The 17,154-nt window shown below is 39.6% G+C and carries 16 protein-coding genes and 1 riboswitch; of the genes, 6 read left to right on the forward strand and 10 right to left on the reverse strand.

All coding sequences use genetic code 11. The features are described from left to right. Positions 1-301: 301 nt before the first annotated feature. The 3 genes from ACF8D3_RS12490 (at position 302) to ACF8D3_RS12500 (ending at position 2,626) form a co-directional block, all read left to right on the forward strand. Positions 302-943 carry a peroxiredoxin gene (locus tag ACF8D3_RS12490; protein WP_061392550.1) on the forward strand — a complete coding sequence of 214 codons (642 nt, stop codon included), beginning with the start codon at positions 302-304 and terminating at the stop codon, positions 941-943. A gap of 290 nt (positions 944-1,233) precedes the next feature. Beyond that, entirely contained in the window at positions 1,234-2,043 is an 810-nt protein-coding gene (locus ACF8D3_RS12495; protein ID WP_392471704.1) for an MBL fold metallo-hydrolase, read from the forward strand. Position 2,044: 1 nt separating this feature from the next. Next, the gene (locus ACF8D3_RS12500) at positions 2,045-2,626 is read left to right on the forward strand and encodes a dual specificity protein phosphatase family protein (protein WP_312100705.1); all 582 of its coding nucleotides are present in this window, start codon (positions 2,045-2,047) and stop codon (positions 2,624-2,626) included. A 25-nt stretch (positions 2,627-2,651) separates the two neighbouring features. Here the strand turns inward: ACF8D3_RS12500 and ACF8D3_RS12505 are convergent, their stop codons facing one another. From ACF8D3_RS12505 to trpA, 4 genes are read right to left on the reverse strand one after another with little or no spacing between them, the layout of a single operon-like run. Next, positions 2,652-3,722, reverse strand: a complete 1,071-nt coding sequence (locus ACF8D3_RS12505) for an SPOR domain-containing protein (protein WP_392471705.1) — start codon at positions 3,720-3,722, stop codon at positions 2,652-2,654. Continuing rightward, entirely contained in the window at positions 3,713-4,999 is a 1,287-nt protein-coding gene (folC, locus tag ACF8D3_RS12510; protein ID WP_392471706.1) for a bifunctional tetrahydrofolate synthase/dihydrofolate synthase, read from the reverse strand. Before folC ends, ACF8D3_RS12505 begins: the two co-directional genes overlap by 10 nt. Continuing rightward, positions 4,996-5,892 carry an acetyl-CoA carboxylase, carboxyltransferase subunit beta gene (accD, locus tag ACF8D3_RS12515; RefSeq protein WP_392471707.1) on the reverse strand — a complete coding sequence of 299 codons (897 nt, stop codon included), beginning with the start codon at positions 5,890-5,892 and terminating at the stop codon, positions 4,996-4,998. The genes folC and accD overlap by 4 nt, the downstream gene beginning before the upstream one ends. After that, a complete protein-coding gene (trpA, locus tag ACF8D3_RS12520) occupies positions 5,889-6,692 on the reverse strand; it encodes a tryptophan synthase subunit alpha (RefSeq protein WP_004877253.1) in 804 nt (267 codons plus the stop codon). The genes accD and trpA overlap by 4 nt, the downstream gene beginning before the upstream one ends. Positions 6,693-6,968: 276 nt before the next feature. Here trpA and ACF8D3_RS12525 point away from each other — a divergent pair, with 276 nt between their 5' ends. Then, positions 6,969-8,300, forward strand: a complete 1,332-nt coding sequence (locus ACF8D3_RS12525) for a Na+/H+ antiporter NhaC family protein (protein WP_031234922.1) — start codon at positions 6,969-6,971, stop codon at positions 8,298-8,300. A gap of 290 nt (positions 8,301-8,590) precedes the next feature. Here the strand turns inward: ACF8D3_RS12525 and ACF8D3_RS12530 are convergent, their stop codons facing one another. Then, positions 8,591-9,613, reverse strand: coding sequence for an AraC family transcriptional regulator (locus ACF8D3_RS12530; protein WP_061523670.1), 1,023 nt, complete (start codon positions 9,611-9,613; stop codon positions 8,591-8,593). A gap of 116 nt (positions 9,614-9,729) precedes the next feature. On the opposite strand from ACF8D3_RS12530, the gene ACF8D3_RS12535 reads away from it, so the two are divergent. After that, positions 9,730-10,605, forward strand: a complete 876-nt coding sequence (locus tag ACF8D3_RS12535; protein WP_392471708.1) for a metal-dependent hydrolase — start codon at positions 9,730-9,732, stop codon at positions 10,603-10,605. A 66-nt stretch (positions 10,606-10,671) separates the two neighbouring features. Here the strand turns inward: ACF8D3_RS12535 and ACF8D3_RS12540 are convergent, their stop codons facing one another. Further along, positions 10,672-11,196, reverse strand: a complete 525-nt coding sequence (locus ACF8D3_RS12540; RefSeq protein WP_136457099.1) for a DUF4303 domain-containing protein — start codon at positions 11,194-11,196, stop codon at positions 10,672-10,674. Between the two features lie 179 nt (positions 11,197-11,375). Then, entirely contained in the window at positions 11,376-12,371 is a 996-nt protein-coding gene (locus ACF8D3_RS12545; protein ID WP_392471709.1) for a DUF2804 domain-containing protein, read from the reverse strand. A gap of 216 nt (positions 12,372-12,587) precedes the next feature. Here ACF8D3_RS12545 and ACF8D3_RS12550 point away from each other — a divergent pair, with 216 nt between their 5' ends. Beyond that, positions 12,588-14,372: a bifunctional metallophosphatase/5'-nucleotidase gene (locus tag ACF8D3_RS12550; RefSeq protein WP_392471710.1), complete on the forward strand. Its 1,785-nt coding sequence runs from the start codon at positions 12,588-12,590 to the stop codon at positions 14,370-14,372. Positions 14,373-14,422: 50 nt separating this feature from the next. Here ACF8D3_RS12550 and ACF8D3_RS12555 read toward each other — a convergent pair whose 3' ends face one another. The 3 genes from ACF8D3_RS12555 to ACF8D3_RS12565 are packed head-to-tail and all read right to left on the reverse strand — an operon-like array spanning position 14,423 to position 16,814. Continuing rightward, positions 14,423-14,935 carry a DUF1543 domain-containing protein gene (locus ACF8D3_RS12555; protein ID WP_392471711.1) on the reverse strand — a complete coding sequence of 171 codons (513 nt, stop codon included), beginning with the start codon at positions 14,933-14,935 and terminating at the stop codon, positions 14,423-14,425. A 9-nt stretch (positions 14,936-14,944) separates the two neighbouring features. Continuing rightward, on the reverse strand, positions 14,945-16,174 hold the full coding sequence (trpB, locus tag ACF8D3_RS12560) for a tryptophan synthase subunit beta (RefSeq protein ID WP_004877265.1): 1,230 nt from the start codon (positions 16,172-16,174) through the stop codon (positions 14,945-14,947). After that, positions 16,158-16,814, reverse strand: a complete 657-nt coding sequence (locus tag ACF8D3_RS12565) for a phosphoribosylanthranilate isomerase (protein ID WP_392471712.1) — start codon at positions 16,812-16,814, stop codon at positions 16,158-16,160. The genes trpB and ACF8D3_RS12565 overlap by 17 nt, the downstream gene beginning before the upstream one ends. A gap of 118 nt (positions 16,815-16,932) precedes the next feature. Then, positions 16,933-17,145: riboswitch (cobalamin riboswitch) on the forward strand. Positions 17,146-17,154 lie beyond the last annotated feature (9 nt).

Raw genomic sequence — 17,154 nt, forward strand, 5'->3', positions numbered from 1 at the left:
AAAGCTGAATAAGCCTTATTATGGTGTCAGAAATAAGAACTACAAGGGCTTTGCATCCAAACAGGTAAAAAAATCTGCTAGGCGATTCTGACATCAATCAACTAAAGACGGTTAATGTAGCAAATTTGCATTTAAGTTACATCGACTTGAATGTGAAATTCTGATCAATATTTTAACACCGCTTTTTTGCTTATATCTTAAAAATGGATAACAACATCAAAAAACAATAATTTTCTTTATAAATTGAATGCTGCATATTGAGTTCATACAAGACCATTACACAATATTTTTAGGATTTATTATGACATTACGATTAGGCGATATCGCTCCAAATTTTCAACAAGAATCAAGTGTAGGCCACATTGATTTTTATTCATTCTTGGATGGTCATTGGGGTGTTTTATTTTCGCATCCAGCCGACTTTACCCCTGTTTGTACAACTGAATTAGGCTTTACGGCAAAGCTCTCAGAGGAATTTAACAAACGTGGTGTTAAAGCGATTGCTCTTTCAGTTGATGATGTTGAGTCTCATAAAAATTGGATTCAAGACATTAACGAAACTCAAAATACGACCGTTAATTTTCCGATTATTGCAGATAAAGACCGTAAAGTGTCTGAGCTGTACGGATTCATCCATCCAAACGCCAGTGAAACACTAACCGTTCGCTCACTCCTTATTATTGATCCAAATAAAAAAGTTCGTCTGATTATTACCTACCCTGCGTCCACAGGTCGTAATTTTAATGAAATACTTCGTGTGATCGATTCATTGCAATTAACGGATCATCATAAAGTTGCAACACCTGCGAATTGGCAACAAGGTGAAGACGTTGTAATTATTCCATCATTAAAAGATGAAGATGAAATCAAACAACGTTTTCCAAAGGGCTATAAGGCAGTCAAACCTTATTTAAGATTGACACCACAGCCTGAACAAGATTAAAGCTTATGCTTTAATCGCGGTGCAAGACAAACGAAGTACGTAGCAATAAAGACGAGCAACGCTCGTTCCTGAGAATCAACAAAGCCCTGTAAGAAAGATAAACAGATATGCTGGTAATTAGTTCTTAAAGGCTTCAATTAAAGCGTAAAATACACAAGATTGTGCAATTTAAAAACTTAAAACTCCATCGCCTATCTATTCGATAGACATTTTTTTGAAATAAATATTTGGGTATGCACGCATCAATAGGCTATAAGGATAAGTCAGCTCATTACACAATAAAAACACTCATGATCTATAACATCCATCATTTACATTGTGGAAGCTTTTGCCCTGTATGCGCGCCATTATTTGGACAGAAAGGTTGGAAAGCACATCTGGTCTGCCATTGCCTCTTAATTGAAACTGATCGAGGCTTAGTGCTGATCGATACAGGCTTGGGCTTACAAGATTATTTAAATATGGAAAAGCGCCTAGGTACTTTGGTTAAAAAAGTTGGGCATATCGAATCAAATTTAAAATTAAGTGCAATTCAACAAATTCAACAACTCGGTTTTAGTCCAAATGACGTGAGACATATCTTTGTCACTCATCTCGATTTTGATCATGCAGGCGGTATTTCTGATTTTCCAAATGCAACAGTTCATGTACTTGCAGCGGAGTTTAATGCAACGCAATCCTTATCTGTTAAAAATAAACTGCGTTATAAAACAGACCAATTTAAACAACATCGCTATTGGAGCTTTGCTGAACATAATGATGGCGAAGAATGGTTTAATCTTCAAAAAGTCAGAGGATTACCTTTATTTCAAGATGAAATCTCGATGATTCCCCTTCTAGGACATACGGCTGGTCACTGTGGGATTGCAATTAAAAAATCTGATGGTTGGTTACTTTTCTGTGGTGATGCTTATTATTCACATTTAGAGCTAGATCCGAAGAATAAACTTCGTGCACTCGGTATCACTGAACGGTTATTTGCAGAAAATAACCAGCAACGAATACATAATCTCAAGCAGTTACAATATCTCGCTCAACACGAATCAAGTATTGAGTTAATTTGTGCGCACGATCCAGTTGAATTTAACCGTTATCAGTAATATGAAAAGAACTCTTATTGCCACGATTTTAGTTACGACACTGAGTGTCAGTGGATGCATGAAGCACCCGAGCTTAGATGACGAGCAACGCCCCCAAAACTGGGGAACACTCATCTCAAATTCGCACAATTTCTATCAAGTGAGTCAGGATGTATTTCGAAGCGAGCAGCCAAATGCTGAGTTAGCCCAAACATTGAAATCTGAGAAAATTGATACCATCATCAATTTGAGAGCTCGCAATGAAGATGCCATTGTTTTAAAAGATCAGAATTTTAATTTGGTTCATATTCCAATTTATACGTGGGCAATTAATCGTTCTGATTTGTTGAAAGCAATGAAAGCGATTCAAACAGCAAAACAGAATAATCATAAAATTTTAGTGCATTGTTATCACGGTTCTGACCGCACTGGTGCAACGATTGCCATGTATCGAATTATTTTTGAAAATTGGTCAATTAATGATGCCGTAAAAGAAATGAAAGAAGGCGGCTATGGTTATCATGTGATTTGGAAAAACATTGATCATTTATTTACACCTCAAAATGTAAAATGGATTCAACAGCAACTGTCGAATCCATCTTAAATCAAAGTTTAGGCAAGGGTTTCATTTAACGTTGATCAAGTGGAACCCAATCAATTACCCACGCTGACTTCATATTTAAACTTTCATCGCTGGTGATCTTCTTACGAGTCGCATCTGCAACATCACGGTCTTTGGCAGGACCGACCATAATACGGATACCTTTAGACGTTGGGCTTGTTGTCACTTTATAGCCTTTAGCACGTAGCTTTGATACAACAGCATCTGCATTGGCTTGATTCGCAGCCAAAGCAACCTGAACCATCCAGTTCTTATCGCCACTTTCCATGATCTCACGCGCTTTATCAGCCTCAGCTTTCTTCTTAGCTTCATCAGCCTTACGCTTTTTCTCATCAGCAGCTTTTTTATCTGCTTCTGCTTTACGTTTTTCTTCGGCAGCCTTCTTCTCAGCTTCTGCTTTACGCTTATCTTCAGCAGCCTTCTTCTCAGCCTCAGCTTTACGTTTATCTTCAGCAGCCTTCTTCTCAGCCTCAGCTTTACGCTTATCTTCAGCAGCCTTTTTCTCAGCTTCTGCTTTACGTTTCTCTTCCGTCGCTTTCTTGTCCGCATCAGCTTTTTGCTGATCTACTTTTTGCTGTTCAGCCTTTTTCTTTTCGTCTTGCTTACGTTTCTCTTCTGCCAGACGTTGTGCTTTAGCCTTATCATCTTCAGCAACTTCTGGTGGAATATTGTCTGAACTTTCTTGCTCAGCTGCTCGGCGTGCATTTAACGCTGCATATTCTTCAGCTGCTTTACGTGCTGCTGCCGCTTCTGCCTCTTGTTGCATCTTCAAAAACTCGGCGGCTCTTGCTTCTTGTTCAGCAACTGCTTTTTCACGAGATCTACGTTGCTCTTCAAGTAAACGTTTTTCTGTTTCAACATCAACCGCTAAAGGTTGTAATGAAACCATGTCACTGTCTTGTGCAGGCTGTGCAGTTTTTGGAGTTGAGTCTGTTTTGGGAATAGGATGAGTAATCTCAGCTTGCGCTTTGTCTTGCTCTATTTCTTCATTACCTTTCAGAAGTAATGCTGCCAATAAAACACCACCACCGAGTAAAACAACGCCACCCATCCAACGTTGTTTGTTATTCATTGACATTCTTCTAAATACTCCCAGACCGCTTCCAAGGTATGAAACGAACCACAGACTAAAATCAATTGATTGTTATTGCTTTGCTTCAGTGCAGTTTCAAACGCTTGCTGAATGCTGCTAAACTCATCGACCTGTTCACCACGAAGCGCATCAGTTAACTGCGGCATAGGCGCGGCTCTAGGCACATCTAAAGTAGCAATAAACCAATTTTTTACTGTTGTTTTTAGTAAATCGGTGACAGAAGCAATATCTTTATCTGCCAACATGGAAAATACAGCCACAACTTCTGTGTACTGTTTATTGTATTTTAAGAATTTTCGCAACTGATTCAATAAAAATTCGACGCCATGTGGGTTATGGCCCGCATCAAAGATCACCGTTCTATCTTTAATTTGACGAATTTCAAAACGACCTTGCAATTGAGCATTTAAAATTCCGCTTGCTATTGCAGCTTGTGTCACTTCAACACCACTCACCAATATGGCTGCGACTGCTGTCGAAATATTATCTAACGCTAATTGACCAACAGGTAATTTTAGGGTTGTACCAGAAGAAGCAAAAGACCATGTCTCACCATCTTCATTTAATTGATAAAAATAATCTCGATTCAGCGTATACAACTGTGCTTGAGTGTCAGTGACTTTATCTTGAATCGCTTGAGGGAGCTGTTGTTGACCAGCAAAAATGACAGGAATATTGGGACGAATAATACCTGCTTTTTCAAAGGCAATCTTTTCAATGCTGTCGCCTAACCAATCAGTATGATCCAATCCAATATTGGTAATAACCGCAATATCAGGATCGATCACATTAACAACATCTAAACGACCACCTAAGCCAACTTCAAGTACCCACACATCACATTGCTGTTGCTTAAAAATAACAAAAGCAGCCAAAGTGGTTGCTTCAAAGAAAGATAGGCTCAGCTCACATTCACGGCGTGCTTGATCAACTAAAACAAAAGCATCAATCAAATGCTGATCATCAACTTCGATTCCAGCAAGTTTAACGCGTTCATTAAAACGATAAATGTGCGGGGATTGATACAGCCCAACTTTATAACCTTGCGCATTTAAAATAGCAGCTAAAGTTGTTGTGGTTGAACCTTTGCCATTAGTTCCAGCAACCGTAAAAACTTTTGCTTTAGGTCGCATTACACCTAGCTTTTCAGCGACAGGAATAACACGTTCTAAACCTAAATCAATCCCTGTAACATGAACATGGCTCCAATAATCGAGCCATGTTGTTAATGTATCTGTAGAATGTGGTGCGTGCTGTCTCAAGGTAAGTTCATCAGTTTAGCTACAAGTCTGTATACAGTATCACGTAATGCATGACGATGAACAATTTGATCGACCACACCATGATCAAGCAAATATTCTGCACGTTGGAATGGTTCTTCCAATTTTTCACGTACCGTTTGTTCAATCACTCGTTTACCAGCAAAGCCTATCATAGCCTTCGGTTCAGCAATATGTACATCGCCTAACATGGCCAATGATGCAGTTACACCACCATAAACTGGGTGAGTGAGTACCACTAAATAAGGTACACGTGCTTCTTTCATTTTTTGGATTGCAGCTGCAGTACGCGCCATTTGCATCAAAGACAACATGCCTTCTTGCATACGTGCACCACCAGAAGCTGCGAAACAGATTAATGGTTGATGTAATGCAATCGAACGCTCTGCCGCTTGTACAAAACGATCACCTACCACTGTGCCCATTGACCCACCCATAAAGTCGAAGTCAAATGCACATGCAATCAAATCTAAACCTTTAAGTGAACCTTGCATGACAATCAATGCTTCAGTTTCACCCGTTTTATCTTGAGCCTCTCGCATACGATCTGGGTAAGGGCGGCTATCCACAAACTGTAATGGATCTTTTGCACTAAACTCTTGTCCAAGCTCACCATTGACTTGATCAAAGAACCAGTTCAAACGATCACGGGCGCGCATACGTAAATGCTCATCGCACTGAGGGCAAACGTAAGCGTTAAATGACATTGCGGTACGTGTCACAAGTGCATGACATTCAGGGCATTCAATCGTAGGTTCTGTAAACGTCGCTTTGAATGTCTGTTGTTCATCAGCAACTTGAATACCTGGAACTTGACGATCAGTCCAAGGTGTTGAAGGGCTAAGAACCTTCCCTGCTGTTAATTCTTGACTCATACTAACTCATCGAGCGCAGCTCGAAGCTCCTTCACTTTATTCACCGTCTGTTGCACAGCTTCATCTGCTGGCAATGCTGCAAAAGATTTAACGAAAGCACTTCCTACAATCACCGCGTCAGCAACTTGACCCATTGCTTTAGCAGACGCTGCATCACTAATCCCAAAACCAACACCTACAGGAACATTGGTTTTCGATTTAATTTTTGCAATACGCGCCGCAGCTTCTGAGGTATCTAATGTTGCTGCACCTGTCACACCTTTTAGTGACACGTAGTAAACAAAACCGCTGGCTTGATCAACCACGTGTTGAATACGATTGTCGGTTGATGTCGGTGCAAGCAAGAAGATTTGATCCATCTCATTTTGTTTCAAGACTTCACCAAACTGCTTCGACTCTTCAGGTGGTAAATCCACCAAAAGAACACCATCAACACCACAGTCTTTCGCATAAGCGACAAACTTTTCATAACCAATCACTTCAACAGGATTTAAATATCCCATCAAAACAACGGGGGTCGTTTGATCTTTTTCACGAAAGGCTTTAACCATATCCAAAGCATCTAAGGTATTGGTTCCGCCTGCCAAAGCACGCTCAGCAGCTAAAGCAATCACAGGACCATCAGCCATTGGATCTGAAAATGGTAGACCAAGCTCAATCACATCAACACCTGCTTCAACCATTTGATGAAGCAAAGGAACTGTTACTTGTGGATGCGGGTCACCTGCCATTACATAAGAAACAAGCGCTTTACGTTGCTGAGATTTAAGCTGTTCAAAACGAGTGGCAAGACGTGACATAGGATTATGCTTTCCTTGATTTATATAAATTGAGGAGTTGTTTGTAGTCATACAAAAACACTGCATTGTAACGCTATTTTTTGTTCATTGAACAGAGTTTGACGTGATTGCAACAGTGAATATGACGACTTCCAATCCCACTTGCACATTTATCTATATTTTCAATTTTTTCTCAATGATCAAAGCTTCCTAATTTTGAGCGAATATCTCGGCATTTTAGAAATTAGCAAAGCTCCTTTATACTACGCGCAATTTCTAAGTTTTCTTTTTATTTTTATGTCTGCCCACTCTCAGGAAAAAGTGCAAAGCAATGCGCTTGCTTTGTTGCCGCTATTGGTATTTTTGATCATCTTTCTCGGGAGTGGTCTATATCATTCAATGATAGGGACTGAATTTGCGTTTTATCAAGTCAAAGCACCTGTAGCAGCGATACCCGCTGTCATTTTGGCATTACTACTGTATAAACAAAAGTTAAATGCGGCAATTGAAGAGTTTCTACAAGGTGCGAGTCACCCTAATCTCATATTGATGTTTATGGTGTTTATGCTGGCAGGAGCATTTGCAAGCGTATCAGGCGCGATTGGTAGTGTAGATGCCACGGTTCAGCTTGGGCTGTCTTTGATTTCAGCCGAATATGTCTTACCAATGCTATTTATTATTGCCGCTTTCATTGCAACCGCAATGGGAACATCAATGGGAACGATTGCAGCCTGTGCCCCCATCGCCTTTGGTTTCTCACAAGCAACAGATATTACCCCACTCTATGCAATCGGTGCTGTGGTTGGCGGTGCAATGTTTGGCGATAACTTGTCTATGATTTCAGACACGACTATTGCAGCAACACGCAGTCAAAATGTTGAATTAAGAGATAAATTTAAAGTCAATGTTTGGATCGCATTGCCAGCGGCAATCATCACACTCGGGGTTTATATTGCACTGAGTCATCAAGCCAATGCGATTGAATCTAAACCTTTTGATATTTGGTTGATTTTGCCTTATCTCGCTGTATTTTTTCTGGCATTTACTCGTCTGCATGTCTTAGCCGTTTTAATGGTTGGTGTCGTCTTGTCTGGTGCGATTGGTTTAGTAACTCTACCTGAATTTAATCTTGCAAAACTCAACAGCAGTATCTATGACGGTTTTGTTGGCATGTTCGAAGTTGCATTACTTTCGATGCTACTTGGCGGGCTTTCGGCATTGATGCAAAAAGAAGGCGGATTAGAGTGGCTAATTCAACGTATTTATGCGATTACACGGTTATTTAAATTTGGCAAACAACGTGCTGGCGAGTTTGGAATCAGCTTCCTCGTGGTCTTCTCTAACCTATTTGTTGCCAATAATACCGTTGCGATCATTCTTTCAGGTGACATGGCACGAGAAGTTGCTAAAGAATATGGTGTTGATCCTAAACGTAGTGCAGCATTGCTTGATATTTTCTCGTGTGTGGTGCAAGGAATGATCCCATACGGCGCTCAACTTCTACTTGCTTGTTCAATTGCTAAACTCTCACCTGTTGAGCTCATTGGACATATTTACTATTGTTGGATTTTGGCTATCTTTGCTATTTTCGCAATCGCATTTAATTATCCACGTTTAAAAAACCAATAGAAAATTTGAATTACTGATCAAGCTCTACTCTTAATAACGCTTTAATTTAGACAACAATCTACTATCGTGACAGGCGACATGGATGTCGCCCGTTGGACTTGTCTTGCGCTGCATTTCAAAGCAGTGCTTTAAAATTTGCTCAGGATGAAACGTCAGTCCAACAGAGGATTTTTTACTTTCATCCTTAAAAGTAAGGAAAATATCAAACCCATCTGATTATTCATCAATTGAACGACCTTAGTTAAACTCACTGATGAATTAAAAGTTTGACTAGCAGTCTGATTTAAAATCTAAAGAGATTTTAAAAACTGTTTCGGCGTATGCCCTGTCCAACGCTTAAATGCACGCCCAAACGCACTTTGATCCGCATAATTCAAAAGTTCCGCAATTTCAGAAAGTGATTTTCCTTGTTGTAAATACAGCTTACTTTGCTCCAAACGATATTGATCTAGAATATCCTGAAAATTAAGCTGATATACCTTGAGCTGTCGTTGTAAAGTTCTTTCAGAACAATGCAATCGCTTAGCCACATAACTCTGCAACACTTCCTCTTGTTGTACTAAACCTTGCTCAATATAAGTCAAAATCTTTTGTTTGAATTGTTGTTGCTGAATCTCAATCGAGCTAATCCGACTCAATGACTGTTGCGCTTGTGTCGACAACACCTGATTCAACTGCTGATCCGCCGCAATACTTTTGGCCTTTAAAATCTGGTTGGAAAATCGTATCGCATATTGTCCAGCTTGAACTTGAATAGAACAGCCATAAAAACGCTCGAAATGGTATAGCGATGTATGCGGTGCATATCCAAACTGAATCATTTGCGGTGGTGCTAAATGATCTAACACAATCGACTGAGCAATTTTAAAAATCAATGCTAAATTAAGCTCATACATTTCTCGATAGTCAGGATAAGATGCGCTCCAAACGATTTGAATATATTCAGGTAATTGCTGAACATTGAGTTGTTCTAAATTGGTTTGCTTGAACACCAGAGAATAGTAACGTTGTAGCAACTGCAAAGCTTGCTGCAAATCAAAACTGGTCGATGCCAAATAGCCCATCAATCCTAAATCTTGCAAATTGGCATGTTCAGCTAGAACCAGCGTAATCGGCCGTGTGAAATGTGGTTGAGCGGCTTGTAACAATAAGGCATAACGCTCAACGTCAAAGTCTTGTTCATCAGGGTTTTCTAGACAGTTTTGGAAAGCGTGCCAAAGCTCAGGCGAAACAACTTTTGACAAATCAATTTGTTCTTGTTGTAAAACGCGATTAAATAGCCGCAAATATCCAATTATAATTTTAACTGACATACGCCAATCTCATCCCTGATATGTCGTTATTTGTATAAAACTTGGCTGTAACTGTCAAAACATTTTGTTGAACTTTTTTCATACTGAGTTCATGAAAAAGACAAGGAATAGCAAAGATGAATGCACATGTTTCCTATCAAGTTGATCCAATTGTAAGAACCAAATTAGATTTTCACTTAGATCAAGCACCTCGCTTTTGGTTTGGCGGTGATCCTTTCCGCACACGTATGTTTGATGCATTAAGTCTCACCTTTCCTGATGGCGAACGCTATTTTATTGAGTGCGTGCGTTTATTCCGCGACAAAATTAATGATCCTGAGTTACAGGAACGTGTTGCTGACTTCATTCGTCAGGAAGCACAGCATGGTATTGCACACGACAAAATGAATCAGATCATGAAAGAACAAGGCATGCCTGTTGATCAGTTCACCACACGTTTGAAAAAGATTTTTAGATTTGAATTAAAAAACCGTTCAGCTCAATACAACATTGCCATGACCGCAGCCGCAGAGCATTTAACTGCGTTAATGGCAGATACTTTTTATAGTAAAAAAGAGACTTTAGCGGAGGCAGATCCATTTGTTCGTGCGCTATTCGCTTGGCATGCGATTGAAGAAATGGAACATCGTGATGTTGCTTTTGATGTAATGAAGCAAGTCGGTGATGTACCGGAAGCCACTCGACGTTTTGCACTGCTCTTCACCACCGTCATGATGTTTGGTTTTACTTTGTATCGTACGGATGTAATGCTAAAAACTGACGGTTTTAATTTAAGACAACGCTTTGATATGGCACGTAAAGGTTTACCGTGGTTCTTCGGTCGCAATGGTATTTTGACTGCAAAAAGGTCTCAATATAGTGACTGGTTTAAAAAGGACTTCCATCCAAATCAACATCCAGTGATTCGTCAATATGATGTTTGGGTTGATACTTTAGCGAAGACCAATGATCCAATTGCTGCAGGTGAAGCTTTTTGGCAAGCAGGGCTTTAATCTACTATTATATAGAAAATCTCATTTAGCACTCCACCGTACAACGGTGGAGCAAGATAAATATTATTAGTCTAACGCCTTTATCCATGTACTAAACTCCTGTGATACATCATTATTATTTAATAATTCTATCCACTCACACTCATTATTATTTATCACATCTGAAATAGTAAAAACTATCACACCATCACCATCCATATCCGAAAAAAAGTTCTCTTCTTTCAATTCTTTTAGTACTAATACACAGGATTGATATACATCTGACTTAAATTGCTCATATTCATTATTAGACTCGATTAATTTAGCCTCAACTCTTAAATACTCAGAAATTTCATCAAAAAATTCAACACCTTTAAATTCATGGCTCCACTCACTTGGGCTCCAACGATAATATACTTTATCATCAGGATCATCATTTATCATTTTAGTTAAGTGAATACAGCTATTTAGTGCTGGGCAAACGGTGATTGCATCAGTATCTGAATATAAAGCGTAGCCGCAAAACCTCAGTTCAGGCTCCTGTTGTCTTACATATTTAAAAGCATCTATAGCTGCTTCTTTAATTTTATCTTTAATAAATTTTCTATCCAATATATTCTCCAACATATTAAATTTAAATTTTTATTTATAATAAAAATTTAAATAGTATCATTTTTTAAATTCACTGCTACGCAATTGAATGCTGGCCTGTATGATATTTATACCTATGACTTAATTTCACTGAGGCATGACATACTTAATATCAGAAAAAAGATTGATATTTTTCAACATCACCACTTCGCATAATGCTGTTCTAACAACCCATATTCTTGATTTAATATCACCAATTCAACATTTTCATGTTCAATCGTACCGCTGACTTTGGCTTGCCATTGATTAAACTGGCTGCCGATGAGACGTAAGTTAATATTCTCAAAACGACACCAGCCTGTTTCCACCATCAAGTTTAAACATCCACCTAATGAACGAATCGACCATGTCATTTCACTTTGTTGTTCAAATAGAACATCAGTCAGTGGATACAAACGTCCATTGACCCACAGCGCATTTTCATTACCAAAACTTTCATTCACGCCAGATGCAAGGTTTAAACCAATACGGCGATCATTTTTATCTATAAATTGGCATGACAACCAAAACCAAGCTGTTTCAGGACGAAGAAAACCACAAGTATCATCCAGTGCTGCAAGGCTATGAGCATTAAATTCAATCTGTTGTCGATCTGGGCTAATAAAGAACCCTTCAACCGCCAATGTGGTTTGCTTTTGAGTATAAGTCCAACCATTAATACCTGTCGGGCTACATAAACTTAAGGCATCCGTACCCGCACAAAAAATCCGTGCTTTTAACTGAATTTCACCATGCTTAGTTACTTGAATATAACGCACGCCATTGGCATGTTGCATATCGAATTGATAAGCTGACTTTTTGAAATAACTTTGACTAAATAATGGTTGTTCATCCAGTTGCGTTTTCATAGCAAGCGGTTGAATTGCATTCCATTCAATTACTTTTTTAGCGAGATGGTCATAGACATAGAAAAAACCATGCCCTGCCCATGATAGATCGACAATCGCGATGCCAATACTGAAATGCTCATGCTGTAAGCCACAAAATTTAAATTTTTTATATTTAAGTTGTTTGCGCCAGCCTTTAAGTATCTGGCCATAAGGTGTTTTATAAATATAGTCATCTAGATTTATTCGTGATGGTACGTGGTCAAAACGCCCATAACGAGGCTGACCATTGGCTTGTATCAAATCCATTTCAAAACATTCCATGACTGATTGTTTAAATCTTTGCCAATAATAGTCTGTAAATCAGAAGATTAACACCATTAAAAGAATAAAATTTATACAAAATTTGAGTGTGATTCACCATTTCTTCAGACAACATTCACGAGTAGATGTCGTCCATTTTTTCATCAAAGATTCATACGAACACTTTATTTTAAAAACAATCTTATACCAGTTGATAAAAATATGACTCTGCAAACAATATTCAAAACAAAAGCATTATGCTTAATGCTTTTAGCTTTGACGGCATGCAACGACAATAACGATGATAATAACAATCAACCACCTGTTGCTGAACGCCAAAATCAAAGTATTAACATCCTTGCATTCAATGACTTTCATGGAAACTTAGAACCACCGAAACGCTATATTGAAGCAGAAGATCCAACAAATACCAGTAAATCAGTACGAATCCCTGTTGGTGGGGTAAGTTATTTTGCCGATGCAATAAATAAACTCCGTGCTAAATATCCAAATAATGCTGTCGTTTCTGCTGGTGATTTAATTAGTGCTTCCCCGCTCACCTCATCGCTATTCCTAGACGAACCAACCATTGAAACCATGAATGATATTCATATTGATTTCAATGCTGTAGGGAATCATGAATTTGACCGTGGTACAGATGAATTACGTCGTTTACAAAATGGTGGATGTGAGCAATATACCAGTGCTAAACCATGTCAAATCAACCCAAACTTTGAGGGTGCAAAATTCAACTTTTTGGCTGCCAACGTTTCGATGAAAGCAGACCCAAGTAAAACATTATTTCCTGCATATAAAGTCAAAACCTATGGTGGCATTCCAGTTGCCTTTATCGGTATGACCTTAAAAGCAACACCCAGCATCGTCTCTGCTGCGGGTATTAAAGATGTTGATTTTCATGATGAAGCCGATACAGTCAATGCTTTAGTTCCCGAGTTAAAGAAACAAGGTATTGAAGCCATTGTCGTTGTAGTGCATGAAGGGGTTGCACCAAGTACCAAGTTTAATAGCAAAACATGTGATGGATTAAGTGGGCCACTATTGGGAATTTTAGATCGCTTAGATCCAGCTGTAGATGTTGTTGTGTCTGGTCACACACATCAGTCTTATATTTGCGATTACGCAACCAAAAATCCGCAAAAACCATTTTTACTCACTTCCGCTGGTCAATACGGTACAGCAATTACCAATATTCAACTGGAATTGGATGGAAAAACAGGTGATGTGATCAAAAAAGATGCCTCTCAAGTTCCTGTTCAAAGTGAAGCGTATACCTCTGGTTCAAATACGGTAAATTTGACTAATCTTTATGAAAAATTCAATAAAACGCCGAGCATCGAAGCCATACTTGATAAATATCGCCAAGCAGTAACGACTATCTCTGCTCGCGTTGTTGGTACTGCGAACAGTGTAATTAGCCGTACTGCAACTGAAAGTGGCGAAAGTGCATTAGGGAATCTGATTGCGGATGCCCAACAAGCCGCTGCATTAGCTGCTAGTGATCAAGGTTCTGATTTCACCTTAATGAATCCAGGCGGTGTACGTGCTGATCTACTCATTAACACCAATAATCAAATCACATTCGGCGACGTATTTACGGTACAACCATTTGGTAATTCATTAGTGACTTTAAGCCTTACGGGCAAACAAATTCGTGATGTATTAGAGCAACAATGGTCTGGCGCAAATGCAGCAACTGTCCGCATCTTGCAACCATCGAAAGAGTTTAGTTATTCATACAACAAAGATAGTTCTGTATCACCGCGTGCAAGTCTTGTTATGGTCGCAGGACAACCACTTGTTGATACGAAAGTTTATCGTGTGACCGTAAATAGCTTCCTTGCAGATGGCGGTGATAACTTTACTGTTCTAAAAGATGGTAAGAACCCAATTGGTGGCGGTCAAGATATTGATGCATTGGAAAAATATGTTACTCAAAACTCTCCGCTTACGGTACCAAATACCAATCGAATCAAGTTAGTTCAATAAAATAGTGAGTAAAAAAAGGGAAGCTTTTGCTTCCCTTTTTTATTGAGCTTTTAACCTATGGTGAGATAAGTATTTTCCCAAATGGTCGGGTTAAACTCACCTTGAACCAACTGGATATAGCGACCTGCTACATGATCGATAGGAATACAATCATCTACATCAACGACACGGTCTGTATGCGGTTTATGCCAGTGTTGCTCGATATATTGCTTACCGAGCTGTTTTGCATTTGTTGAATCTGTAGCCACAACAAGATGATAGCTATGTAACTCACCGAAAATATTCGGGACATATCCACCCAAGTTGATCAAATACAATTTTTCATCCGAAACTGACGGCGCTGCATCAGAAAAATGTATTTGGTACTTCACACCTTGCGATTGCACACCTGAAAATTGTGCCCAAGCATCAATATGCAGTCCTTTCAACTCACCAAACCAAGCTTGTTTTAACTGTGGCATGATTTGAGGTAGTGTTTCACCTATTGCCATTATTACATCATGAACTTCAGTATTGGCTTTTGCATGTCGACCACCCAACATCACCATAAACAAACTTGGCATTGTGAAAACTTACATCTCAACCATTTCAACGCCATCAATACGCGCAACCGTCATTAAGTCTTTATCACCACGACCTGAAACGGTTGCAATGATAATTTGATCTTTAGACATGGTTGGCGCAAGTTTAGTGACATAAGCCATGGCATGAGAGCTTTCAAGTGCAGGAATAATCCCTTCAATTTTAGTGAGATCACGGAAACCTTGTAGCGCTTCGTCATCGTTGATTGGCACATATTCAACACGTTTCATATCTTTTAAGAAACTATGCTCTGGACCAACACCCGGATAATCCAGACCTGCTGAAATACTATGTGTTTCAATGATCTGACCCTGTTCATCTGACATCAAGTAGGTACGGTTACCATGTAATACGCCGACATGACCTGCATTTAATGGCGCAGAGTGTTTACCAGTTTCAATGCCGTAACCAGCTGCTTCAACACCATACATTTTCACATCTTGATCATTCAAGAATGGATAGAACAAGCCCATCGCATTTGAACCACCACCAACACAAGCAACCAATGCGTCAGGTAACCGCCCTGCTTGCTCTTGAATTTGACGGCGTGCTTCACGACCAATAATCGACTGGAAGTCACGAACAAGCTGAGGATATGGATGTGGTCCAGCAACAGTACCGATCACATAGTAAGTGCTATCAACATTGGTGACCCAGTCACGCATTGCTTCGTTCATGGCATCTTTCAATGTTTTTGAACCACTTTGTACAGGAACAACTGTCGCACCAAGCAAACGCATACGATATACATTCATCGCTTGACGTTTTACGTCTTCAGCGCCCATGTACACCACGCACTCCATACCCAAACGTGCTGCAATGGTTGCCGTCGCCACACCATGCTGACCTGCACCTGTTTCAGCAATGATACGCTTCTTACCTGATAGCTTTGCCAATAATGCCTGACCAATCGTGTTATTCACTTTGTGTGAACCCGTGTGATTCAAGTCTTCACGTTTCAGGTAAATTTGCGCACCGCCGAGGTGCTGAGACCATCGTTCAGCATAATAAAGTGGACTAGGACGACCAACATAGAACGCAAGATCACGATCAAACTCTGCCAAAAACTGAGCATCATTTTTCATACGACCATAAAGATTTTCTAAATCTTCAAGTGCAGCCATTAGCGTTTCTGACACAAAACGTCCACCATGAATACCGAAATGCCCTTGAGCATCTGGAAACTGGGTGTAATCAATCACGTTATTTTGCTGATCCACGTCGGACTCCTTGCATAAATTTTTCAATGAGTTGTTGGTCTTTTATACCTTTTGCGGACTCTACGCCTCCGCTGACATCCACAGCAAAAGCCGCTGTAGTATCCATAGCTTCACTCACATTTTCAGGTGTTAATCCACCTGCCAAAATTAGTGGAATTTCAAGTTGAGGAAATTTGTTCCAATCAAAGCGATGCCCTGTTCCACCCTTTAAATCAGGATGCCATGCATCTAACAATACCGCACTGGCACCAGCCGATTGATAGCGTTGAACTTCTGCCACTACATCTAAGTCAGATTTCACTTGAATTGCTTTATACCAACGACGTTTACATGATTCTGCGATCTGCTGACATTGTTCAGGTGTTTCATCACCATGTAGTTGTAATACATCCAACGGAACTGAATCAAGCACCGTTTTTATTTCTTCAGCACTAGCATTTACAAACAATCCCACCAATTGCACATAAGGCGGAATAAGTTTTGCCAACGATTGCGCTTGCTCAATAGTGACATGGCGAGGACTAGGCGGGAAAAATACAAAACCGATTGCATCTGCGCCTGCCTGCACCACAGCTTGAATATCTTGTGCTCGAGTTATTCCACAAATCTTGGCGCGAGTTCGCATTTGAGATTGGCGCATGATGTGTCCAATTTAAAATGAATATTTTGAAACCATCGCATTGTAATGCAATTTGACTCACTTGGGGCAAAGTTCATTTCGAAATGCGATTGTTTAAAAAACGTTAACACTTTATACTTCGCCCAATATCGCAACAAGTCTAAAGCAAATTCTTTTGCTTATAGGGAAGTTGGTGAGAATCCAACACTGCCCTCGCAACGGTAACACCGAATTATTAATCAAGCTCAACGCCAAATCACTGCGTCGGATCGATGTGGGAAGATGATTAATAGCATCATCATTGTGATGATATAGTGAAGTCCGGAGACCTGCTTGTTGTTCATTTCCACATTAACATTCA

The organism is Acinetobacter sp. YQ_14, from assembly GCF_043102985.1.
GTDB classification, from domain to species: domain Bacteria; phylum Pseudomonadota; class Gammaproteobacteria; order Pseudomonadales; family Moraxellaceae; genus Acinetobacter; species Acinetobacter venetianus.

Excerpts from the sequence above, each read along its gene's own strand:
- ACF8D3_RS12550 (WP_392471710.1), top strand. The coding sequence starts at position 12,588 with ATGACTCTGCAAACAATATTCAAAACAAAAGCATTATGCTTAATGCTT.
- trpA (WP_004877253.1), bottom strand. The coding sequence starts at position 6,692 with ATGTCACGTCTTGCCACTCGTTTTGAACAGCTTAAATCTCAGCAACGT.
- ACF8D3_RS12535 (WP_392471708.1), top strand. The coding sequence starts at position 9,730 with ATGAATGCACATGTTTCCTATCAAGTTGATCCAATTGTAAGAACCAAA.
- ACF8D3_RS12490 (WP_061392550.1), top strand. The coding sequence starts at position 302 with ATGACATTACGATTAGGCGATATCGCTCCAAATTTTCAACAAGAATCA.
- ACF8D3_RS12565 (WP_392471712.1), bottom strand. The coding sequence starts at position 16,814 with ATGCGCCAATCTCAAATGCGAACTCGCGCCAAGATTTGTGGAATAACT.
- accD (WP_392471707.1), bottom strand. The coding sequence starts at position 5,892 with ATGAGTCAAGAATTAACAGCAGGGAAGGTTCTTAGCCCTTCAACACCT.
- ACF8D3_RS12495 (WP_392471704.1), top strand. The coding sequence starts at position 1,234 with ATGATCTATAACATCCATCATTTACATTGTGGAAGCTTTTGCCCTGTA.
- ACF8D3_RS12525 (WP_031234922.1), top strand. The coding sequence starts at position 6,969 with ATGTCTGCCCACTCTCAGGAAAAAGTGCAAAGCAATGCGCTTGCTTTG.
- ACF8D3_RS12505 (WP_392471705.1), bottom strand. The coding sequence starts at position 3,722 with ATGTCAATGAATAACAAACAACGTTGGATGGGTGGCGTTGTTTTACTC.
- ACF8D3_RS12545 (WP_392471709.1), bottom strand. The coding sequence starts at position 12,371 with ATGGATTTGATACAAGCCAATGGTCAGCCTCGTTATGGGCGTTTTGAC.
- ACF8D3_RS12500 (WP_312100705.1), top strand. The coding sequence starts at position 2,045 with ATGAAAAGAACTCTTATTGCCACGATTTTAGTTACGACACTGAGTGTC.
- ACF8D3_RS12530 (WP_061523670.1), bottom strand. The coding sequence starts at position 9,613 with ATGTCAGTTAAAATTATAATTGGATATTTGCGGCTATTTAATCGCGTT.
- ACF8D3_RS12555 (WP_392471711.1), bottom strand. The coding sequence starts at position 14,935 with ATGCCAAGTTTGTTTATGGTGATGTTGGGTGGTCGACATGCAAAAGCC.